General features: G+C 36.1%; 19 protein-coding genes. 1 reads left to right on the top strand and 18 read right to left on the bottom strand.

Going from position 1 to position 24,260, the window contains the following annotated elements; genetic code table 11:
* Positions 1 to 454: 454 nt before the first annotated feature.
* The 7 genes from WMO14_RS00715 to WMO14_RS00685 form a co-directional block, all read right to left on the bottom strand.
* Positions 455 to 1,687 carry an HD-GYP domain-containing protein gene (locus WMO14_RS00715; protein ID WP_349153103.1) on the bottom strand — a complete coding sequence of 411 codons (1,233 nt, stop codon included), beginning with the start codon at positions 1,685 to 1,687 and terminating at the stop codon, positions 455 to 457.
* An 82-nt stretch (positions 1,688 to 1,769) separates the two neighbouring features.
* Positions 1,770 to 2,177: a Fur family transcriptional regulator gene (locus WMO14_RS00710; protein WP_055174441.1), complete on the bottom strand. Its 408-nt coding sequence runs from the start codon at positions 2,175 to 2,177 to the stop codon at positions 1,770 to 1,772.
* Positions 2,178 to 2,303: 126 nt separating this feature from the next.
* Positions 2,304 to 3,053, bottom strand: coding sequence for a peroxide stress protein YaaA (gene yaaA, locus WMO14_RS00705; RefSeq protein WP_349153102.1), 750 nt, complete (start codon positions 3,051 to 3,053; stop codon positions 2,304 to 2,306).
* Positions 3,053 to 3,508, bottom strand: a complete 456-nt coding sequence (gene bcp, locus WMO14_RS00700) for a thioredoxin-dependent thiol peroxidase (protein WP_349153101.1) — start codon at positions 3,506 to 3,508, stop codon at positions 3,053 to 3,055. Before bcp ends, yaaA begins: the two co-directional genes overlap by 1 nt.
* Position 3,509: 1 nt before the next feature.
* A complete protein-coding gene (locus WMO14_RS00695; protein WP_349153206.1) occupies positions 3,510 to 3,719 on the bottom strand; it encodes a DUF6219 family protein in 210 nt (69 codons plus the stop codon).
* Between the two features lie 284 nt (positions 3,720 to 4,003).
* Complete coding sequence (locus WMO14_RS00690) at positions 4,004 to 5,941, bottom strand: ABC transporter ATP-binding protein (RefSeq protein ID WP_349153205.1); 1,938 nt, start codon at positions 5,939 to 5,941, stop codon at positions 4,004 to 4,006.
* Between the two features lie 32 nt (positions 5,942 to 5,973).
* The gene (locus WMO14_RS00685; RefSeq protein WP_439655286.1) at positions 5,974 to 7,710 is read right to left on the bottom strand and encodes an ABC transporter ATP-binding protein; all 1,737 of its coding nucleotides are present in this window, start codon (positions 7,708 to 7,710) and stop codon (positions 5,974 to 5,976) included.
* A 279-nt stretch (positions 7,711 to 7,989) separates the two neighbouring features.
* Here WMO14_RS00685 and WMO14_RS00680 point away from each other — a divergent pair, with 279 nt between their 5' ends.
* Positions 7,990 to 8,901: a LysR family transcriptional regulator gene (locus WMO14_RS00680; protein ID WP_349153099.1), complete on the top strand. Its 912-nt coding sequence runs from the start codon at positions 7,990 to 7,992 to the stop codon at positions 8,899 to 8,901.
* A gap of 137 nt (positions 8,902 to 9,038) precedes the next feature.
* Here the strand turns inward: WMO14_RS00680 and WMO14_RS00675 are convergent, their stop codons facing one another.
* From WMO14_RS00675 to WMO14_RS00625, 11 genes are all read right to left on the bottom strand, one after another.
* Positions 9,039 to 9,515, bottom strand: coding sequence for a COG2426 family protein (locus tag WMO14_RS00675; protein WP_055174436.1), 477 nt, complete (start codon positions 9,513 to 9,515; stop codon positions 9,039 to 9,041).
* 106 nt (positions 9,516 to 9,621) lie between these two features.
* Entirely contained in the window at positions 9,622 to 14,076 is a 4,455-nt protein-coding gene (locus tag WMO14_RS00670; RefSeq protein WP_349153098.1) for a PolC-type DNA polymerase III, read from the bottom strand.
* 36 nt (positions 14,077 to 14,112) lie between these two features.
* A complete protein-coding gene (gene ispG / locus WMO14_RS00665) occupies positions 14,113 to 15,168 on the bottom strand; it encodes a flavodoxin-dependent (E)-4-hydroxy-3-methylbut-2-enyl-diphosphate synthase (protein WP_022502666.1) in 1,056 nt (351 codons plus the stop codon).
* Positions 15,169 to 15,187: 19 nt separating this feature from the next.
* Positions 15,188 to 16,672: an RIP metalloprotease RseP gene (rseP, locus tag WMO14_RS00660; protein ID WP_439655284.1), complete on the bottom strand. Its 1,485-nt coding sequence runs from the start codon at positions 16,670 to 16,672 to the stop codon at positions 15,188 to 15,190.
* The gene (locus WMO14_RS00655) at positions 16,663 to 17,829 is read right to left on the bottom strand and encodes a 1-deoxy-D-xylulose-5-phosphate reductoisomerase (RefSeq protein WP_055174431.1); all 1,167 of its coding nucleotides are present in this window, start codon (positions 17,827 to 17,829) and stop codon (positions 16,663 to 16,665) included. The genes rseP and WMO14_RS00655 overlap by 10 nt, the downstream gene beginning before the upstream one ends.
* A 36-nt stretch (positions 17,830 to 17,865) precedes the next feature.
* Positions 17,866 to 18,678, bottom strand: coding sequence for a phosphatidate cytidylyltransferase (locus WMO14_RS00650; RefSeq protein ID WP_055174429.1), 813 nt, complete (start codon positions 18,676 to 18,678; stop codon positions 17,866 to 17,868).
* 3 nt (positions 18,679 to 18,681) lie between these two features.
* Complete coding sequence (gene uppS, locus WMO14_RS00645; RefSeq protein ID WP_022502670.1) at positions 18,682 to 19,416, bottom strand: undecaprenyl pyrophosphate synthase; 735 nt, start codon at positions 19,414 to 19,416, stop codon at positions 18,682 to 18,684.
* Between the two features lie 201 nt (positions 19,417 to 19,617).
* A complete protein-coding gene (gene frr / locus WMO14_RS00640) occupies positions 19,618 to 20,169 on the bottom strand; it encodes a ribosome recycling factor (protein ID WP_022502671.1) in 552 nt (183 codons plus the stop codon).
* Between the two features lie 62 nt (positions 20,170 to 20,231).
* Positions 20,232 to 20,939 carry a UMP kinase gene (pyrH, locus tag WMO14_RS00635; protein ID WP_022502672.1) on the bottom strand — a complete coding sequence of 236 codons (708 nt, stop codon included), beginning with the start codon at positions 20,937 to 20,939 and terminating at the stop codon, positions 20,232 to 20,234.
* Between the two features lie 100 nt (positions 20,940 to 21,039).
* The gene (locus WMO14_RS00630) at positions 21,040 to 21,978 is read right to left on the bottom strand and encodes a polymer-forming cytoskeletal protein (RefSeq protein WP_022502673.1); all 939 of its coding nucleotides are present in this window, start codon (positions 21,976 to 21,978) and stop codon (positions 21,040 to 21,042) included.
* Between the two features lie 173 nt (positions 21,979 to 22,151).
* Positions 22,152 to 23,849 (bottom strand): methyl-accepting chemotaxis protein, encoded by a 1,698-nt coding sequence (locus WMO14_RS00625; RefSeq protein ID WP_349153097.1) that lies wholly within the window; start codon positions 23,847 to 23,849, stop codon positions 22,152 to 22,154.
* Positions 23,850 to 24,260 lie beyond the last annotated feature (411 nt).

Raw genomic sequence — 24,260 nt, 5'->3', positions numbered from 1 at the left:
CATTTTTTCAGAGAGTGCTTCAGCTTCTATTTTATCTTTCTCCAGCCCTTTTTCTAGCATCATACTTTTATCTCCATTCTGTAAAAATCACGCTTTTATAAAATGATACTTAATAAATTACTTAACGCAAATCTCTATATTCTGCTTTTTACAACAATTATTTTTTTTATTATATCAAGATACATTTATCTTGTCACGGCTTTTTGTAACAAATGGCACAAAATAATAAATAATTCCCAATACAGCTATACAAAGACAAAATGGATGCCACCTGTGCAATACAGGATAGCATCCATGCGTTCAGCCTAATTCATAAATATTATTCTGGTTTCATTTCATACATAAATTAATTCTACTTTCAGTTTTATTTGTTTTATGAACCTGTTCTATACTATCTGATCATAATAGGCAAAAGCATTTCTCATAAATTTCCTATATTTTCTCGTTTTTAATGTTAGATTCCACCAAAACATTCCCTAATTTTCTTGGAAATATCAGAATCAATAAAACCTTTCTGTGCCATGTCATCGAGCATCTCACACGTTTTTTCGTGCGATAAACCTTTCTTATATGGTCTGTCCTCGGTTAATGCCTGATAAATATCAATACATGCCATAATACGTTCCGGCTCATTTAATTCAGCTGCGGTTTTTCCAAAAGGATACCCTTTTCCATTTAATTTTTCATGATGGAAAGCTGCCCAGTCTCGTATTTCTTCAAAATCATTAACCTCTGATAATATAAGGTATGTATAGCCAGCATGATTCTTCATTTCTGAAAATTCATCATCTGTCAGTTTATCCGGTTTTTCTAAAATTTCATTGTCTACTGCCATTTTCCCAATATCATGCAGTGCACCAGCCAGATACATTTTTTGCACATTAATAGAATCAAATCCTATATATTGAGCAAAAAGAGCTGCTTTCTCAGCCACTCCTATAGAATGTCTGCTTGTAAAAGAAGATTTATAATCTACAATCTTTGCAAAAAAATCTGCGACATTTTTACACGTTTTCCAATCGAAAACCTGTTTTTGTCTTGGGATAATCTCCCATAGCTTCATTTCAAAAGAATTATCGCTTAAACACGTAAAAGATTCGAAATGTGTGAATGCATGAAAAAAGGCATTCACACATTCTGAATCGAATAATCCATCCTTATTTTTCAAAAGAAACTGACATATAAAATTCCAACTGTTATTTCCAGATCCTGTGTTATTTCCTATAATATCAATGGTATCTGCAAGATGAATAATCCTTGCAAACAACGGAATTTCATTCCACTTTTTTTGAAAAGGACCTGTTCCATCGGCATGTTCATGATGATACAAAATCACATTTGACACATCTGTTTTAAATGGAATTTTAGTAATATTTTTTTCTCCATAAATACAATGAAGATTTGTTTTTTTCTCGGATAAATCTTTTTTACAATTAATGACGGAATCCTTTTTCAGTTCTTCCGAAATATATTGTGTCAAAGCATTATCATGCAGTAAAGCACACATGGCTAAATCTTGTAACTCATCACCTTGAATTTTCCAATATTCTGCCATACGTATACTTATATAAGCCACTCTTTTTCCATGTTTGTTTTTGATATTTACAAACTCTGCTTCTATACAGTCCAAAGCATAAGAACAGGCTCCTGCAAGTCCGATGATATCTATACTTAATTCTTCTTTCATTGGTATAATCCTATCTTAATACATTTATGCTTCTTTAGCGGTCAATATAAACAGTCCATAACTCAACTTATACATTGCTTTCCTATCCATACTGTTCCTCCTTTACCTTCTCCCTGCATTTCGGGCAAATACCTTTAAATGAAATATCATAATCCACAAATTCAATTCCATGAGTGTTATGAATTCTTTCCAGCAAATCCGGTATTTGATCCATATCCACATCAAAAATTTCACCGCACTTTATACATCTTACATGGTAATGATTTTTCAATGTAAAATCAAATCGGTTTGGTCCATCCGGAACTTCAACCTTTCTTAATGCACCTTCCTCTACCAATATATCAAGATTTCTATATACAGTTCCTTTTCCAATTGTTGGATATTCTTCTTTTATAAATTCATACACTTCATTTGCCGTAACGTGTCTTTTCATCTCATACACAGCGTTTCGTACTAAATCTTTTTGAATAGTATTTCTCCTACTTGTCATCTGTCCTCCTTGTTAGGATTGATTCTTAATAAGGATTATATACCACTATTATCCTGTTGTCAATAAAATAGGAATGATTCTCATTATTATAAAAGTTGCCAAACTGAGCATCTTTTACCTGAATAACTATTTTATTTTGTGTTCAAATACATATTCTGAATCTGAAGATAAATCAGACCTAAACGAATATCCGAGTCTGTCAAATTTCTGAATCTCCACTGGATTTTCAATATTATTTTCCGCTATGAATCTGACCATTTCACCACGAGCCATCTTGGCATAGGTACCTTTTGTCACCAATTTATCTCCGGATAACTCACAAAATACAATCGTAATATATCTGTCCTGTGGTGTCAGATACTTTTCTATACATTTTGAGTATTCTTTTGATGCAAGATTAATGATAATCCTACTGTCATCGATTACTGAGCGGTATAACAAGTCTCTCCAGTACTCATACAGATTTTTTGCATCTCCAATTCCAACCTTTGCCTGCATTTCAAGACGATAAGGAGTCACACCATCCATTGGTTTTAAAATGCCATAAAACGCAGACAGGATTCTTAAATGATTTTGCAAATACTCAAACTGCTGGATTTCAAACACAGATGGTGCCATATATTGAAATGCAATCCCTTCATATGCTAAAACAGCCGGAGTAAGCCTGTTATAAAGATCCATATTTTCCAATCTGTTAAAGTTCTGCTCTGCAATCTTGTCATTACATTTCCAGATAGCTTTCAATTCTTCTTTTGATTTGCTTTTCATCCAGTTTAATACTTCTGCTGTCTTATCAATATAGACAGGCAGTTCAACCGGTGCTAAGTTATCGGTATCTACAATCATCTTTTTTGCAGGTGATAAAATAATCTTCATTATGCCAATTCCTTAAGCATATTTTCAGGATCATCTGCCGCCTTGACTTTATCATTTGCCTTTATAATGATTCCCTGCTCATCAATAAGATATGTAGTTCTTACTACACCCATAGATACTTTTCCATAATTTTTCTTTTCTTTCCAGACATCATATGCTTCAATAACTTTGTGCTCCGGATCTGCTAATAACGTAAATGCCAGTCCATATTTTTCTTCAAATCTCTTGTGAGACGCTACAGAGTCCTTGCTTACTCCGAGAATAACAGCTCCCTTCTCAGTAAACTGTGGATAACGCTCAGAAAAGCCACATGCCTGCCTCGTACATCCTGGTGTATTATCCTTTGGATAAAAATATAAGATCACTTTTTTTCCTGCATAATCGCTTAATTTATGCATTTCTCCATTCTGATCCGGCAATTCAAAGTCCGGTGCTTTTTTTCCTACTTCTAACATATTATTCCTCCACTTCTTTCAATTCCATCTGTTTTCTTGTCCTCTTATTGCCAGAAATCATTTTATGACCAGAATAGACTGCCATAACCAAGCATATCAGAGAGCCAAACGCAAAGTATTTGTGTGCTGCTTTTAACCCTTTATATCCTGTATAAAAAGTTCCAACCATTGTAACTATTGCTCCAATTGACCAATATTTATGTGCTTTCATAATACACCTCCATATTTTATTATCAACATCATAATACAACAATTTATTATTTTCAACACCAGCATTTTTCATAGTTTTCTTTTATTTAACAAATCACATAATCTGTTTTTTCAGCGTACATAAAAACTCCCTTTTGTCATTTTATTTGTTGTATAACTTAACAGCTACAGTATCCCTGTAGTCGCAATACACTAAAAAAGAGGCTTAACGCCTCTTAAATATAAAATATTCACTTAATTATAACCGCCAGCCTTGGTAATACATTTCTCACAGCAAACTTAATATTATGACAACTCAAATGCCCCTGTATACAAGCTGTAATATGTTCCCTTTCCGGCAATAAGTTCATCGTGTGAGCCTCGCTCAATTATATTGCCGTGGTCAAGTACCATTATGGCATCTGAATTGCGGACAGTTGAAAGTCTGTGTGCTATTACAAATACTGTTCTGCCCTTCATTAAGTTATCCATACCTCTCTGGACAAGTGCTTCTGTTCTTGTATCAATTGAAGATGTCGCCTCATCAAGTATCATTACTGGTGGGTTGGCAACTGCTGCCCTTGCAATTGATATAAGCTGTCTTTGTCCCTGTGAAAGACTTGCACCGTTCTGTGTAAGTACTGTCTGATAGCCGTCTGGAAGTCTTGTTATAAAGTCATCTGCATTGGCAAGCTTAGCGGCTTTAATACATTCCTCATCGGTCGCCAAAAGGTTACCATATCTTATATTATCCATAATAGTTCCTGTGAACAGGTTAACGTCCTGTAATACAATGCCAAGTGAATGCCTTAAATCGTCTTTCTTAATTCTATCAATGCTTATTCCGTCATAGAATATATTTCCTGAATTAATATCATAAAATCTGTTAATCAGGTTAGTTATAGTCGTCTTTCCTGCACCTGTTGCACCAACAAATGCTATCTTCTGTCCTGATTTAGCCCATAGATTAATATTATTAAGTATAATCTTATTCTCATTATATCCAAATATTACATCATCAAATACGACCTTTCCCCTAAGAAGTATATAACCTGTTGTATTATCAGCTTTCCTACACTTCCAGGCCCATCTGCCGTCTTTGTCAGTTGTTTCTGTAACTTCACCTGCTATAAATACCATTCTGGCATCTTTATTGTCGGCTTCTTTGTTATTAAGTTCTTTATCATCACACTTTACGCGTACTAAAGTAACATCGCCTTCATCTTCTTCCGGCTTTTCATCAATAAGTCCGAATATTCTTTCTGCTCCTGCCAACGCCATAGCTATCATACTAATCTGCTGTGCTATCTGCGATACTGGCATACAGAATGTCTTAGAAAGGTTAAGAAATGCTACTATCATTCCGACAGTAATCCCACCAATTCCTCTTAATGCAAGAAATCCTCCGATAAGAGCAATGAGAACATACTGTAAGTTACCTAACTGTGAGATTGCCGGCATAAGTATGTTACCGTATTTATTGGCATTAGTTGCATCACTGCAAAGCATTTCGTTATTCTTATCAAAATCGTACTTTGCCTCATCCTCGTGACAGAATACTTTAATAACCTTCTGTCCATTAATCATCTCTTCTATGAAACCTGTAACCTTACCTATTGTTATCTGCTGTCTTATAAAATACCTTGCACTTGCCCCACCTATCTTTTTGGATACAATCTGCATAATACAGGTTACTGCTAATACAAGTATTGTAAGCGGTATACTGTTGACAATCATAGACACAATAACAACTACTATTGTCACAACTGCTGAGATGAACTGTGGAAGAGCCTGCGATATGAACTGTCTTAATGTATCAGTATCATTAGTATAATGACTCATTACATCACCATGTGTATGAGTATCGAAATATCTTATTGGAAGTGTCTGCATATGTGTAAACATATCATCACGGATTGCTTTTAAAGTTCCCTGTGATATTTTAATCATCATTTTGTTGTATGCAAATGTTGATAATACACCAACAAGATACAGACATCCAAGCATAATTATTGTCTTTAATAATGGTGCAAATGATGGATTAACTTCTGATAACATAGGTGTTATATAGTTATCTATAAGTATCTGTAAGAATAATGAACTTACTACTACTGTACAGGAACTAATAAGTATACATACAACAACCATAAAAAATGTCAGTTTATGTCTGCCTACAATATATGACATAAGTCTTTTTAATGTCTTTCCATCTATTGATGGCTTCCCTGATTTATTACCAGTCATACTGATATCAGCCTTTTTCTCATTACCTGCCATTACTGCTCATCTCCTTTCGTCTGTGATTCATATATTTCTTTATATATAGCATTTTCTTTTAATAACTGCTCGTGTGTTCCACAGCCATCAATCTTTCCGCCCTCCATTACAATAATGCAGTCTGCATCCTGAACTGATGATATTCTCTGTGCTATTATTATCTTAGTTGTATCTGGTATTTCATCTTTAAATGCTTTTCTTATTAAAGCATCTGTCTTAGTATCAACGGCACTTGTAGAATCGTCAAGAATAAGGATTTTAGGCTTTTTAAGAAGTGCTCTTGCTATACATAATCTCTGCTTCTGTCCGCCTGATACGTTAGTACCACCCTGTTCGATATATGTATTATATTTCTTAGGGAATGTCTGGACAAATGGATCTGCCTGTGCAAGTTCACAGGCGTGTATTATCTCTTCATCTGTTGCCTCTTTATTACCCCAACGTAAATTTTCTTTAATAGTTCCGGAGAATAATACATTTTTCTGAAGCACCATTGCAACTTCATTTCTTAATGTATAGATATCTATATCCCTTACATCAACACCGCCAATCTTAACGCTTCCCTCTGTTACATCGTAAAGTCTTGGTATAAGCTGCACTAATGAGCTCTTACCGCTTCCTGTTCCACCTATAATTCCTAGTGTTGAACCGCTTGGAATATTGAGGTTAATATTTTTAAGACATTCTTTTTCTTTATCATCTATATAACTAAAGCTTACATTATCAAACTGGATTGAGCCGTCATTTACCTTATCCTCTGGATTGTCACAGTTGTGAAGTGTACTTTCCTCGTCAAGAATTTCAACAATACGCTCAGCCGAAGCTCTCGCCATATTAATCATAACCATAACCATTGATAACATCATAAGGCAGTTAAGAATTGACATAGCATAAGCTATAAGACTTGTAAGCTCACCAGTTGTAAGTGCTGTAGCTCCTGATGTAATTATCATTCTTGCACCGAACCAGCATAAGAAAAGCATACACGAATATATGCAGAACTGCATAAGCGGCATATTGTATGCAACAATACCTTCAGCCTTTAAGAACATTTTATATATCGCTTCTGATACCTTAGTGAACTTCTTTTCTTCAAAATCTTCACGGACAAAGGACTTAACTACTCTCATACCTGTAAGATTTTCTTCTACTACTTCATTAAGATTATCGTATATCTTAAATACTCTCTCGAAATATATATGCGATCTGCTTACTATTATATAAAGTCCAATACCAAGCACTGGAATTGCAATAAGAAATATTAATGAAAGCTTAGTACTTGTCATAAATGCCGCAATAAGTGCGAATATAAGCATAAATGGTGCTCTTACCGCAATTCTGATAATCATCATATAAGCATTCTGCACATTAGTTACATCTGTTGTAAGACGTGTCACAATACTTGATGATGAGAACTTGTCAATATTTGCAAATGAATACTCCTGAATTTTGTAATACATATCCTTTCTTAAATTCTTTGCAAAGCCTGCCGAAGCTGTGGCACATAGACCTCCTGAAAGGATACCAAATACAAGACCTGCCATTACGCAGAGTATAAGCAAAGTCCCATATTTAACAAGTGCACTTTCATTACCTGAACTTATTCCTGAATCAATCATCTTTGCCATCATAAATGGGATAAGTATTTCAAATATTACCTCAAATACGATACACACTGGTGTCATAATTGATACCATTTTATATTCCCTTATTGAACGGGAAAGCTTTTTAATAATGTCCATATCATTCCTCTTTTCTGTACACAATTGCTACTATACATATGTTACTGGCTGAATATCTTCCCCAATTAACATTGCTATTCTTAATTATTATCATCTGGTGTACACAGACAAATTAATCCTATCAGCGTGAACGATTTTAACACTATTATTAAAAAAATGGAATTTGTAAAAATACAACACCATTAGATTTTTTCTAATGCACTCTTGAAATATTAATATATTATGAACTATAATCAATTATGCAGATTATTTAATATAATTAAGGAGATTTTTATGACTACACAGCAGTTAGAATGTTTTATAAGAGTTGCCGACAAGCTTAATTTTACAAAAGCTGCACAGGAAATGTTTCTTACAACCCCAACTGTCACACACCATATTAAAAGCCTTGAGGAAGAACTGGGTGCGGCACTTTTTATAAGAACACCGAAAATGGTACAGCTTACCGATGCCGGTGCTGAATTCTATGGAGATGCAAAGGATATCCTTAATAAAATTAATCTTTCAAGCAAGAAGATTGCCAATGTGGTATCCCAGTCATTGTCCTATATAAGAATTGGCTGTACAAGCAATGCAGAATTAAAGGCACTTAAACCAGCATTAAAAGAACTAAGAAAATGTATGCCCGATATATATCCTATGCTGTTTCTGCGTGACTACTCACGCCTTAAGACTATGTTTGAAAGCGGACATATAGATATAATGCTCGTTACTAAAGATATGATTGAAAATACCGATTGCACTTTCAAGCCTATAAAGAATATGAAAAGCTATGCCTTGATATCTGACGACTATAATAAGACTACTGAGGATAATAAAGACTTACATTCAATGTCAGCTATTTCCTTTGATGACTTAAAAGGACACTGCCTTTTACTGCTTAACCAGCGTTTAATTCCTTTCACACAGGAAAATCTTTTACAGGAAAAGCTCGTGCTTCATTCACAGGATAATTATCACTTTATATGTGAGAACAGCCAGACAAGTGAGCTTCTTGCACAATGTGGCTATGGCATTGCAATACTGCCTGAATTCTGCATTGATACCCCGCTTGATAACTGCCGCATCCTGCCCATTACAGACCAGCGTGAAATACAATACGGAATAGCCTATAACAAGACCCGCTCTACCAAAGACACCAAGAAAATCTGCAACATATTAATAAGTAATCTCAAACCGCAATAAAAAGAATTTACTATTACACAAAATATAATACCGCATATATTCTACAACTTTTATGTCCCATAACCGGATACGCATTAATCTGTAGAATATATGCGGTATTTATTAATTATATTCTTTAATATTATTATACACTATGCTTATGCAAAACTAAATATTGCTGTAAATACTCCTGCTGAAGCAATACCCATTATTATACCTGCAAGCAATACTCCTCCAAGAACAGCAATTACACTCTTCTTAAAGCCCATATCAAGGAAGCTTGCTGCAAGTGTTCCTGTCCACGCACCTGTACCAGGTATTGGAATACCAACGAATAATAAAAGTGCTATAAAAAGACCATTCCCAGCCTTCTGCTTTAACTTTTCTCCACCTTTGTGACCCTTTTCAATACAAAATGTAAAGAACTTTCCGATATATTTCTTGTCTGCACCCCATTCAAGAACACGTCTTGCAAAAAGATATATAACCGGAACCGGAAGCATATTACCTATTACACATATTATATATGACTGTAATAATGGAAGCTGCATTCCCTGTGATATAGGAATTGCTCCTCTAAGTTCAACAATAGGTACCATTGATACAAGAAAACATATAAGATATTTTTTTAACATTTTTCACCTCATCTAATTAATTAAACATATATACTGCATCTTTATAATCGTATTCTAACCGCATATATTATATGATGATAACACACTTATATATGTATATGCAATACTATATAACATCAAATAATGATAACTGGTTGCTCTCTGCCATTCCATCAAGAAGTCCAAGCTCGCCAAGCTTCTCTATAACCGTCTGTCCAATCCTGGCTCTCTGGCGCAGGTCGTCCTTTGATAAGAACTCACCATCCCTTGCGGCTATCTCTATTGATTCTCCAGCAGACTCACCAACCTTGGATATTACCTTAAATGATGGCATAATCTTTCCATCTATTATCTGAAATGACCTTGCCTTTGCCTTGTATATGTCAATAGGTACGAACTCAAAGCCTCTTGCATACATTTCCTGAACAATACGCATATCCTTAAGCTCATCATCTTCAACATTGGATATCGTGCCGTCTGCTTTCTTAGCTTTGTAGTCATTAATATAATACTCTAATCGTTCCCTTCCCATTGCCATTTTTTCATAATCAAAGGCATTGGCTCTTATACTGTAATATGCACAGTAGTAAGCCAGCGGATAAAACACCTTGCAGTAAGCTACTCGCCATGCCATCATAACGTAAGCTGCGGCATGTGCCTTTGGGAACATATACTGGATTTTATTACAAGACCATATATACCAGTCTGGAACACCGTGTTCCCTCATAATCTGCTCCCATTCAGGTGTAAGTCCCTTACCTTTTCTTACCTTCTCCATTATTGTAAATGCAAGCTCACTTTCAAGTCCTTTCTGGATAAGGTATATCATAATGTCATCTCGTGTACATATCGCCGTAGATATGGTTGCCTTGCCCTCTTTAAGAAGTGTCTGTGCGTTACCAAGCCATACATCAGTTCCGTGTGAAAGCCCTGCAATTCTTACAAGGTCAGAAAAATACTGTGGCTTAGTATCAATAAGCATCTGCATAGCAAAATCTGTACCAAACTCTGGTATTCCAAGTGCACCAAGCTTACAACCGCCAATATCCTCAGGCGTAATTCCAAGTGCCGAAGTATCCTTGAATAAAGACATTACTTCTCTTGAATCCAGTGGTATTTCCAAAGGGTCAATACCTGTTAAATCCTGCAGCATTCTAATCATAGTAGGGTCAAGATGCCCAAGAATATCAAGCTTTAACAAGTTATGGTCAATACTATGGTAATCGAAATGCGTTGTTACAATTCCACTCTTTACATCGTTGGCAGGGTGCTGTACCGGTGTAAATGAATGTATCTCATCACCAATAGGAAGAACTACAATTCCTCCCGGATGCTGTCCTGTTGTTCTTCTTATATCTATACAGCCCTCAGCAATACGTTCTATTTCACAGCGGCGTTTAACCCTGCCTCTCTCCTCTAGATATTTAAGAACATATCCATACGCTGTCTTTTCTGCGACAGTACCGATTGTACCAGCCTTGAATGTCTGTCCCTTTCCAAATATAACCTCTGTATAAGCATGTGCCTTACTCTGGTATTCATTAGAAAAGTTAAGATCGATATCAGGCTCTTTGTTACCCTTAAATCCTAAGAATGTTTCAAATGGTATATCAAAACCTAATTTATTTAACTTATGACCACAATTAGGACACACCTTATCTGGCATATCACAGCCTGCACCACCAGCGAACTTCTTAACTTCCTCTGAATCAAAGTCAACATAAAAGCACTCTGGACAAAGATAATGCGGACTAAGCGGATTAACCTCTGTAATACCAGCCATAGTTGCCGCTAAAGATGAACCAACAGAACCTCTTGAACCTACAAGGTATCCATCATCATTTGACTTCCATACAAGCTTCTGTGCAATAATATACATAACGGAGTAACCATTAGATATAATTGAATTAAGCTCACGCTCAAGTCTTTCTGTAACAATCTGTGGAAGTTCTGGTCCATATATTTCGTGTGCCCTGTTATGGCATATATTCCTTAACATCTGATCTGAATTCTCAATTACAGGAGGACGTTTATCAGGACGTACCGGACTAATCTTCTCACACATATCCATTATCTTATTCGTGTTAGTTACAACTATCTCATATGCCTTATCATTTCCAAGATAATCGAACTCAGAAAGCATTTCCTCTGTAGTATGCAGATACAGTGGTGGCTGGTTATCCGCATCGTCAAAGCCTTTTCCTGCCATAATTATTCTACGGTATATTTCATCTTCTGGATTAAGAAAATGCACATCACACGTTGCAACTACAGGCTTGTCGAACTTTTCACCTAAAGATATGACTCTTCTGTTAAGATCTCTTAAGTCCTCCTCGTCTTTAACGTAATAATCTTCCTTCTCAATCATAAAATGGTTATTACCGATTGGCTGCACCTCAAGATAATCATAGAAATTAACTATTCTTGCAATCTCCGCATCTGAACGTCCATTTACCATAGCACGGAACAGCTCTCCTGCCTCACACGCACTTCCTATTATAAGACCTTCCCTGTACTTATTGACAAGGCTCTTTGGTATCTTTGGAAATCTGTTAAAATACTGCAGATGTGAAGCCGACACAAGCCTGTACAGATTAATTCTTCCCATCTCATTAGAGGCAAGTATTATACAGTGGTACTGGTGAAGCTTCTTAATTGACTCATCATCAAGCGTTCCTTCTTCATTAAGCTTATCAAGTGTATATATATCCCTCTCATAAAGCATCTGCACAAGCTTTAAGAATATATGTGCTGTTGCCTCTGCATCATCAACCGCCCTGTGGTGGTTATCAAGCACAACATTAAGATGCTTGGTTAATGTATCAAGCTTATAATTATGTAATGCCGGTATAAGGAACTGTGACAAAAGCACTGTATCTATATAAGTAGGTGCAAATTCTATCCCCATTTTCTCAGCATTATTAATTATAAAACTCATATCAAATTCCGCATTGTGGGCTACCATAACACAACCCTTACAGAATTCTATAAAATCAGGCAGTATCTGCTCGATAGTTCCTGAATTCATAACCATCTGGTCATTAATACCTGTTAAATTCTCAATTCTAAAAGATATAGGTATCTGTGGATTAACAAATGTTGAAAATCTGTCTACAATCTCATTATTCTTAATCTTTACCGCACCTATCTCTATTACCCTGTCTACCAAAGCCGAAAATCCCGTTGTTTCCAGATCAAATACAACGAATTCCCCTTTAAAGTCCTGTCCAGCCGGATTAATTACTATCTTCCTGGTATCATCGACAAGATATGCCTCAACACCATATATAACCTTAAAATCTAACTTCTCACCCTTTTTATTATACTTAAACTCCAGATCCTGCATAGTGTGATAAGCTTCCGTGAATGCCTGCACAACTCCGTGGTCAGTAATCGCAATTGCCTTGTGTCCCCAGCTTATCGCCTGCTTTATTATATCCTTGGCATAAGATACACCATCCATATCACTCATCTTGGTATGGCAGTGAAGCTCTACCCTCTTATGAAGTGATAAGTCATTTCTTACTGACCTGTTATCACTTCCCTTTCGTATTCCTGACACATTGGCTATAGTAATCTCCTGATCATACTTATCCATTGAAGCTATGCCTTTTATCTTAAGAAAATTACCCTTTTTAATGAATTCATAAAGATCTGGAAGCTGTTCATTTCTTGCAAACATTTTCACTACAATGCTGTCTGTAAAATCTGTAACAACGATAGATAATATAGTTCTTTCGTTTCTTATCTCTCTTGTTTCTATGCTTCTTATCATACCATTTATGACAACTTCACCTATTGGCGATTCTATCTGTTCTATGGCAGTAACTTCATCGTCAAAGTCCCTTCCATATAATATATCTGTATTAGCTGGCTTTCTATAACGTGTAAGATCTTTTCCAGAAGCTCCTCTTTCATTAAAAAATGCAGCGGCTTTAGCTTTCTGTTCGGCATACTTTTTGTTCTTCTCTGCCCCATTATCGCTCTTGGCTTCTTCGCCTGCTGCCATAAAGTTATCTTCAATCTGCTTAATTCTAAGATTAAGCTTATGTTCATTTTCTTTCTCATAACGCTTCTCAAGCTTGGCAACATACTTATATTCAACATCTATTTCAAAGCCAAAACGGTTAAGAAATATAAGCTGAAAATATTCCTTAAGGTCATCTGCATAGGTTCTTGCAAGAAATCCGTCCTCTAATGTAAGCACAAGCAGGTCATCCTTTTCAAACTCCCACGTTGAATTCTTTAAAAGATTATACTCAAGTGTCCAGTATTTCTCCAATTCAAATAATATGCTGTCATAATACACATCCATTATTGTCTGTGGCGTATACTGCTTTGACAGATTATATCTGTCTATAATTCTTACATCCATATTCTGTATACGGAATATCTGCTTTTTAAGGGCATCTTCTACCCTGTATATTATCTTCTTGCTTATAACCCTGTCATTCTTTATGTATACTCTCGCCAATGAGTTCGTTGATGTCTTGGATACTCTCGTAACCTCAACATTTTCCATATACATACCAATATCCTCTGGCAGTTTTAATGTCTTAAATACTTCAAAAAATCTACGCATCTTTAACCAACACCTTCTGCCAAAGGATAATAATAATCAGTCTTTCCAATTATCTAATTCGTCCTTCAGCACTGCTAACAGTTTATCTTCTTCAAACTTCTTAATTATTTCGCCATGCTTTATAAGAACACCACAGCCGTCACCACCTGCTATTCCTATATCAGCCTCCTTAGCTTCTCCAGGGCCATTTACAACACAGCCCATAACAGCTATCTTAATATCAAGGTCATAGTTTCTAACAAGCTCCTCAACCTTTGAGGCAAGACCGATAAGGTCAATCTTAGTTCTTCCACAGGTAGGACAAGATACAACCTCAATACCACCTTTTCTTAAACCAAGTGTCCTAAGAATAAGCTTAGCTGCCTCTATCTCCTTTACAGGGTCATCTGTAAGTGAAACTCTTATTGTATCACCTATGCCCTGTCCTAATATAAGCCCAAGACCTATTGATGACTTAATGCTTCCGCTGAATAACGTACCCGACTCGGTAATTCCAACGTGAAGCGGATAATTAGTCTTCCTTGCTATAAGTTCGTGTGCCTTAACACACATCATTACATCTGACGATTTAATGCTTATAACAAGATTATCATAACCAAGATCTTCTATAATCTTTACTTTATCAAGTGCACTCTCAACAAGTCCTTCGGCTGTAACACCGCCATATTTCTCTATAAGGTCTTTCTCAAGTGAACCACTGTTGACCCCTACTCTTATAGGGATATTCTTAGCCCTGGCAGCATCTACAACAGCCTTAATCTTATCTGTTCCACCGATATTGCCTGGATTAATTCTTATCTTGTCAGCACCATTATTAATTGCCTCTATTGCCATTCTGTAATCAAAATGTATATCTGCAACCAATGGAATATGAATATGCTTCTTAATCTCCTTGATTGCTTTAGCGGCATTAATATCTGGAACTGTACATCTTATAATATCACAGCCTGCTTTCTCTAAAGCCAGTATCTGGCTGACAGTTGCCTCAACATCATCAGTTCTTGTGTTAGTCATAGACTGAATCATTATAGGATTGCCGCCACCGATTAACTTATTGCCTATTTTTACAACCTTTGTATTATCTCTATACATATTAAGCCTCATTTCTTAATTAAAAAAGTCCTCTTATATCTTTAAACATAACATATATCATAAGAACAAATAAGAATATCATACCAACAAAATGCACCATACCCTCGTGTTCTTTCTTGACTGGCTTGCCTCTTAATACTTCAAGTATAAGAAATACAAGTCTTCCGCCATCAAGTGCCGGTATTGGAAGAAGGTTCATAACGCCAAGGTTGGCACTTATAAGTCCTGCAAGATTTAAAAGATTAAGGATTACATAAAATGTTCCATCTGCCTTGCTTTCTTCTACAATATTACTCATAGCACTTACTGTTCCGACAGGTCCAGAAAGGTCATTAATCCCCACCTGTCCTGTAAACATCATTCCAAGGCTCTTAACTACAGTATTAACACTATATCCAACTTCCTTAAATGCATAGCCGATTACTGATATAGGCGAAACCTTCTGTCTTGCCCCATAGCTTGCAAAGCCTGTATAGTAATATTCATTCTCTACAGAATCCGGTGTCACATTTAACTGCATTGTATTACCATCTCTGTTTATTGTAATATCAACACTCTCGCCATTACACTGTCCTACAAGCTCAATAATCTTGGTACTTCCGTCAACTGCAACGCCATTAACCGCTGTTATTATATCACCCTTCTTAATCCCAGCCTTCTGTGCTGGTGTTCCGTCAGATACGCCTGCTATTGTCCCATTCTGCTCTAAAGTAACACCCATCTGGTACTTCTGCTGTTTAACATATTCCGGAGTAAGAGTTGTTGTATATTTCTGTCCATCTCTTTCATATGTTATATTCATAGTATCATCAGCGTGGTACACCCTATAGAAAGAATAATCCCTGTAAAATGTTATCTTCTGGTTATTAACCTTTATAATCTTGTCACCTTCCTGAAGCCCTGCACTTACCGCTGGTGAATTATCATATACAACATCAACCATACAAGGGTCATAGCCTATACTTCCAATAATTACAACCGAGCAGACAAATGCCAGTATAAAGTTAAATATTGGTCCAGCTGCTATAACTGCAATCCTTGCCCACACTGATTTATTAGCAAATGATTTGGACATATCATAGCCAGCTTCCAGTGCTTCCTGCTTTTTCTTCTCAGACATATAGCTTCCAGCCGATGTATTATCAGATGAATACCTTGAAGCATTTCCAAAGCCATTATCTTCTGCTGTTTTACCATTGCAAAAGTCATTATCCAACTCGCTTCCAGATTTGCCAGTATTATTGCCTTCTGTTGCATCTTCCTGCTCATCATCATCTGCCTCTAAGAAATCCTCACCAAGCATTATACAGGCTCCACCAAAAGGAAGCAGCTTAAGACTATATTCTGTTTCACCTTTCTTAAAATGTATAAGCTTAGGTCCAAATCCAAGTGAGAATTCCACAACTGTAATTCCATTTGCCTTAGCTACAATAAAATGTCCAAACTCGTGTATAATTATGATTATGCTTAATACAAGTATCGCTAATATTATATTTATAACCACTCTGCTCCTCCATTCTTCAAACGGTTTTCTATCATTTCATAGACTGTCTGTTCTGTTTCTAATATTTCGTCTACAGACGGATTATCAATATAACGTACTTCATTCATTGCATACTCTATAATATCAGGTATATCAAGATACTTTATCTTTCTGTCAAGGAACTTTGCAACTGCAAGCTCATTTGCCGCATTAAATGCTGTTGGAATGTTACCGCCCTTATCAGAAGCTGTATAAGCAAGCTTAAGTCCTTTAAATGTATCCATATCAGGCTTTTCAAATGTAATATTGCCAAGTTCAAAGAAATCCACTCTCTTAGTATTAAGCTCTCTTCTATGAGGATAATAGAGGGCATACTGTATAGGAAGGCGCATATCAGGACTTCCAAGCTGTGCCATTATTCCTCCGTCAATGAATTCAACCATAGAATGTATTATGCTCTGTGGCTGTACAACCACAGTGACCTTAGATGATGGAACATTGAATAACCACTGTGCTTCCATTACCTCAAGGCCTTTATTAACCATAGTTGATGAGTCTATTGTTATCTTTCTTCCCATAGCCCAGTTAGGGTGGTTAAGTGCATCCTCAACTGTCACATTTACAAGGTCAGCTCTTTTCTTTCCTCTGAATGGACCGCCTGATGCTGTAAGAAGTATTCTTTCAACCTCCTTAGGATATTCGCCGTTAAGTGACTGAAATATCGCTGAATGTTCGCTGTCTACAGGATATATATTAACATTATTGTCCTTAGCAAGCTTCATTATAATATGTCCTGCTGTTACAAGTGTCTCCTTATTGGCAAGTGCAATATCCTTATGTGCTTCAATTGCTTTAATCGTTGGAACAATGCCCATCATTCCAACAACGGCCGTAAGAACAATATCAGCTTCTTTATGTGTTGCCGCTTCTATAAGTCCCTCATCACCATACACTATCTTTACATCAATATCTGAAAGCAGAAGCTTTAACTCGCCCGCAAGCTTTTCAGTTCCAATACATACCAAAGATGGTCTGAATTCCCTTACCTGTTCTGCTAATTCTTTTACTCTTGTTCCTGCTGCAAGTGCAACAACCTTTATATCTTTATTTCTTCTAATAACATCTAAAGTCTGAGTTCCTATTGAACCAGTCGAACCTAGAACTGATATTCCTCTCATTATCTACACCCTTTCCTAATCTATACTATAGTAACTTTAAAGTCCTATACTGTTAAGCAGTATTATCGCCCAGTATACAACCGGTGCTGTGAATATTACGCTGTCAAATCTATCCATAATTCCACCATGTCCCGGAATTAATGTACCATAATCTTTAACATTATAATTTCTCTTAATTGCAGATGCCGCCAAGTCACCAACTATTGACAATAACGCCCCTGCAAGGCTTGCTACTGCAAATGCCACAGACGAATTATCAATAACACCTGCCATTTTAGAACTTACTAAAGCTCCGTATACCGCACCGAGTATTGTTGCACCAATCACTCCGCCTATTGCACCTTCAACCGACTTCTTAGGTGATAACACAGGTGCCATTTTGTGCTTTCCTATGCACACTCCTGTGAAATAAGCAAATGTATCATTTCCCCACGAAGCAATAAATATAAGCCACACAATAAATATTCCATTATCTGACATTCTTGTTTCATATATATAAGCTATCATCACGGTTACATATATGATTCCAAAGAATGCCCACATAACATTTTCCGCCTTATACTTTGGAAACGTGAATACATACACGCTCATCATAACAAGAAATGTTAATACAAGAATTAGCGTAGTATATCTATGCTCTGCTATGTTAAGGCTTATAAAATATGCTATTGTTGCCGCATATGCACATATTCCCAATGGTGTCTTTTGAAGATTGGTGACCCTTAACAATTCAAAATTACCTATAAGTGCTACCATAAGACATACCGCATATAACAGCCAGCCACCAAAATACAATGATGGAACGGCAATTGCCACAAGGCATATTCCGCTTATTATCCTCTTTAACAAATTCTATTCCTCCTTAACTCCGCCATATCTTCTGTCTCTTTTATTATATTTCTCACAAGCCTTAATAAGTTCTTCCCTATTAAAATCCGGCCAGAATACATCTGTAAAGTAGAATTCTGTATATGCAAGCTGCCATGGAAGATAATTAGAAAGTCTTTGCTCGCCACTAGTTCTTATCAAAAGATCCGGGTCAGGAATATCCTTTGTGTCAAGATTAGCATTTATCATAGCCTCATCTATAGCCTCTGGTGCAATCTTTCCCTCTTTAACATCCTGTGCAATCTTCTGGACGGCTCTTACAATCTCATCTCTGCCACCATAATTGATTGCTATTGTGAAATTGAGTCCTGTATTATTCTTAGTCTTTTCTTCAAGATTATTAATACTCTCAACTATATCATCACTTAATTCTTCCCTGCGTCCTATAACACGGCACCTTACATTGTTCTTCATAGACTTCTTGACACAATCTTTAAGATACTTTCTTAAAATGCTCATAAGAGTGCCTACTTCTTCTTCTGAACGCTTCCAGTTCTCTGTTGAAAAAGCATATACTGTAAAATATTGTATGCCAAGGTCATCTGCAACATACAACATATCTTCTACAACTTTACTTCCCTGCATATGTCCATATGTTCTTGGCATATGCTTCTTTTTAGCCCAGCGTCCATTACCATCAAGTATGACAGCAACATGAGCAGGTATCTTAAGCCCTAATTCCTCATTATATTTATCCATACATTACCCCACAGTCAATATTTTATAGTTTCATATATCGGTATCCTTATAACTTCATATTTAGATACATTTATCATTTCATATATTATTATATTTTTATATGCCAGATAGCATCATTATATTAATGTATATATAATATTATCCATATAACTTATTAGGAGGCTGTTGCTATAAACCAACAGCCTCCCCATATATTATTCATTATACTGTAAGTATCTCAGAAGTCTTTTCTTCTATTGCCTTATCTATTAAAGCTATATATTTATCTGTAAGCTTCTGAACATCATCTTCAAGATTCTTAGCTTCATCATCTGAAAGCTCTCCTGCCTTGTTCTCTTTCTTAACAGTATCATTAGCATCTCTTCTTACATTTCTTATGGCAACCTTAGCATTGTCACCCTTCTTCTTTACGTCCTTAGCAAGTTCTTTACGTCTTTCCTCTGTAAGTTCAGGGAATATAAGTCTTATTACCTTACCATCATTATTAGGTGTAAGTCCAAGGTCTGATACAAGAATAGCCTTTTCAATATCTTTAATAAGGCTTGCTTCCCAAGGCTGAATCTGAATCATTCTTGCTTCTGGAACAGAGATATTAGCCACCTGCTGAAGTGAAGTAGGTGTTCCATAATAATCAACCTTAATTTTATCTAATATATGTGGGTTAGCTCTTCCTGCTCTTATTGTTGTGTAGTCCTCTTTTAATGAGTCTACTGATTTCTTCATTTTATCTTCGTATTCTTTAATGTCACTCATTATATTTCTCTCTTTCTTAATATCTTTTATTATATAACTGAATATTACAATAAATCGGCAAATTAATCAACAGTTACAATTGTTCCATTAAATTTACCTGAAAGTGCATTAACAATGCTGTCTTTCTCATTAAGTCCAAATACCATAAGCGGCATCTTATTCTCCATACACATAACAGAAGCCGTCATATCAATTACGCCAAGATGCTTATCAACAACATCTGTAATGGATATTTTATCATACTTCTTAGCTTTTGGATTGATCTTAGGGTCGCTGTCATATACGCCATCAATTGCCTTAGCTAAAAGTATAGCATCTGCATCTAATTCAATGGCTCTAAGCACTATACCTGTATCTGTTGAGAAATATGGATGTCCTGTTCCACCTGCAAAGAATACAACCATCCCCTTTTCAAAATACTTATTAGCTCTATCCTTAGAGAAAAGCTTTGTCATACTTCCACACTCAAATGGTGTAAGTATATTAGTCTTAAGTCCCTGTGATCTGAATATTTCTGATACATATATGCAGTTCATAATGGTTGCAAGCATACCAATCTGGTCAGCCTTTGTTCTGTCGATATTATCATTAGAACGTCCTCTCCAGTAGTTACCACCACCAATTACAACACCTACATTAATGCCTTTGTCTATAATCTGCTTTACCTGTCCTGCTATATCCATAATTAATTCATCATCATAGCCTGACTTCTTATCACCTGATAAAGCTTCTCCACTTAACTTAAGAATTACTCTTTTAATGTCGTTCATATTATTTCTCCATTCTTTATATATATTGTATTTTATCAGAGTACTAACTATTATCTTTACCGATTATTAACTGTTATTTCTTTATTATCTATAATATCTGTTAATTCGCTGGCCTGCTGCCGGCTGTACTGTTATCAGCTGACATATTATCTGCTGCTTTGCCATCGACCGCTCTGTCGTTAGCTGACTTACTATCTGCTTCTTTGCCATCGACTGCTCTGTCGTTAACTGACTTGCTATCTGCTGACTTGCTGTCTAACCCTGCTGTCTCTTTATTGACACTACTCTTAATCTCGTCTTTGTTATGCTTTCCAACTGCCTTTATATCAAATATTGAAGATGTATCAACATCGGCATAGCACTGCGAACATCTTCCATCTATTGTAGCTCCATTATTAATCTGAACTGACTTAGACTTAATATCACCAACTATTACAGCGGATGAGTCTATGACAACCGGGCCATTAATGTCCACATTACCTTTAACAGCACCAGCTATAACGGCAGATGTTGCTGTTATATTACCTATAACAACTGTACCCTGCCCTATCTTAGCTGAACCCTTAGACTGTATATCTCCTGAAATCTTTGCATTATTAGCAAACACTTCATTAGCCATAATCGCTCCTTCTATTGTACCGCTTACTGTAAGCTTTCCACAGCAGGCAACATTACCTTCAACAGTTCCAAATACATCTATAGAACCTACTGAGTCCAAATCACCGCTGACAACAAGACCTGCTGTTATAACCGCTGTCTCCTCTGCCATCTGCTCTAACTCCGATCTTGGTTCATCTTGTGCAACACTGTCACTGAACGTCTCTATAGCTTCGCTCTCATTATTAAGCTCTGCCTCAAGCTTATCTGTAATAGACTCTCTGCTCTCTGAGCCTGTAAGCTCACTTTTCATTCCAGCTGCTAACTTAGCCAGATCATTATCTTCTAATGTATTGACCATCATATCTTCTTTAACTTCTTTTCCAAGTCTGCTGAATACATCTTTAGAATTATCATCAGATTTACTGCCAAATAAGCCCATCTTAATCCTCCATTAGTCTGATATATATAAAATATTGTCCATTATAACCAGCACTGATTATAACCATAATTCAAGCCTGTCTTATAATGCAAACCAGCCAAAAAAATGTATTGCATTATAACAATCATTATCCGATTAATTATAACACAATACATTATATTCTTCAATATTAATTAATCTCTAAGTGTGAACTGTGAAATTAATTCATTCATAGCTTCTGCCTGTGCAGAAAGCTCTTCACTTGTAGCAGAACACTCTTCTGATGCTGCTGAGTTAGACTGTACAACTTCTGAAATCTGGTCGATTCCCTTTTCAGCCTCTCTCATAGCTGCAATCTGAACATTAGAGTTCTCGCTAAGCTGCTTAGATACATCAGCAATATCATTGATTCCCTGAACAACTGAATCCATTGATTCAGCAACCTTCATAGCTACTGTATTACCTTCTTCTATTTCATTTAAAGCGCCTTCAATAAGAGTTCTTGTATCAACGGCTGACTGGGCACTCTGGTCAGCAAGCATTCTAATCTGCTCAGCAACAACTGCAAAGCCCTTACCAGCCTCACCTGCTCTTGCTGCCTCAATAGCTGCATTAAGAGAAAGAAGATTAGTCTGGCTTGCAATACTTTCAATATCAGAAATGATATTCTCAATCTTCTTAGATGTATCACTAATACGCTGCATAGCTTCCATAAGTGAGTGCATCTCTACCTTGCTGGCATCAGCATTCTTCGCATGGTCTACAGCCTTGTCACTTGTCTTTTGTAAATTATCTGCTGTATCTGCAATCTGCTCAGTAAGAGTTGCTATTGTAGCTTGAATCTCTTCAACAGCTCCAGCCTGTTCTGTAGCGCCTTCTGCTAATTCCTGTGCAGACTGTGCAAGGTTCTCTGAACCTACTGTTACCTGCTGTGATGATTCATCAACACTCTTAAGTGTAGCATCCATCTTTCTATTCATATTACGAATTGCATCTTTAAGATTAACAAATTTACCAACATATTTATCTTCGATATCTGTCTTAATCTTAAAGTTACCGGCTGCCATCTCATCCATAAGTCTGCTTAAGTCGCTGATGATAAGATTAAGGTCAGCAGCCATCTCCTTAGCTACATTATTCATATAAGCTATCTCATCATCAATCTCACTTTCTGGGAATTCGCTGTCAAGATCACCTGCTGCGAACTTCTTAAGTCTTTCAGCCAATGCTTCTACTGGCTTCTCAATATTATCAGCAATTCTTCTTCCAAGGTGTGTTGACATATATACACTAAATGCAATAATTGCAACAACTAAAACAATTAATATATACATAAGAACATTCAATGTATTCTGTACTTCATCACCCTTAGTAACATTGATATCCATTATATTCTTTAATGCAGCATATACATTATCGTACATAGGTGAAAGCTCTTCAATCTCTTTCTTCTGAGCTGCACCAGAAGCTCCATTATCTGTTGTAGCACCCTGCTTTAAAATGCTGTCAGCCTTGGTCCAGTAACCATTAAGTGCTGATTCAACCTGTGCATAAGCATCTTTACCGGCCTTAGTTACTATTGTCTTCTCAACATCTGCCATATAACCTTCAAATGCTGACTTCTTAGTCTCATAATTCTTCTGTTCATCAGCAATCTCATTCATATCTGTATAACCAATTACAGCTCTTAACGAACTTCTTGCCTCAGAGAATGTTACCATAGCCTTACCAATATCTCCCTGGGCAAATCCATAATTAGTAAGTGCATTATGATACTGGCTGCTTATTACAAATAATGAAATACCACATATAACAAGACCAATACTGCATACAAGAGAAATCATAGCAAAGCTCTTGTTCAACCTTTTTCTAATCGAATCTTTTACATTCATATTTTTCTCCTTTTTATGTAACTTTTTGTTTCATACAAGGCGTGCATAAAATACACATAATATTATACCCCACATATATTAATTGTCATATGCTGTTATATTATATTCTAAATATATAACACACTAATATATACTTCGCAGCATTACATATTTACTTTTTAATATGACATAATATGACTACTTCGTAGTCACTTAGAAGTTTCTTCGAGACTTCGGATGCGTGGAAAAGCAACGCAGTGCATATGATATAATAAATCCAATTTTCCAACAATTATTATCCAAAATTAACACGTCTCATATATAACTTAGATTTATTATATCAATCACTCTTTTATATTTCAATAGAAATTATTAATTTTTATTAAATACTATTCATTAAAAAAACCATATCCTGTATTAACAAGATATGGT

The organism is Lachnospira rogosae (ex Hitch et al. 2025) (assembly GCF_040096455.1).
GTDB lineage: Bacteria > Bacillota > Clostridia > Lachnospirales > Lachnospiraceae > Lachnospira > Lachnospira rogosae.
The sequence above is the reverse complement of the archived record's forward strand: the minus strand, read 5'-3'. Positions and strand labels throughout refer to the sequence as shown.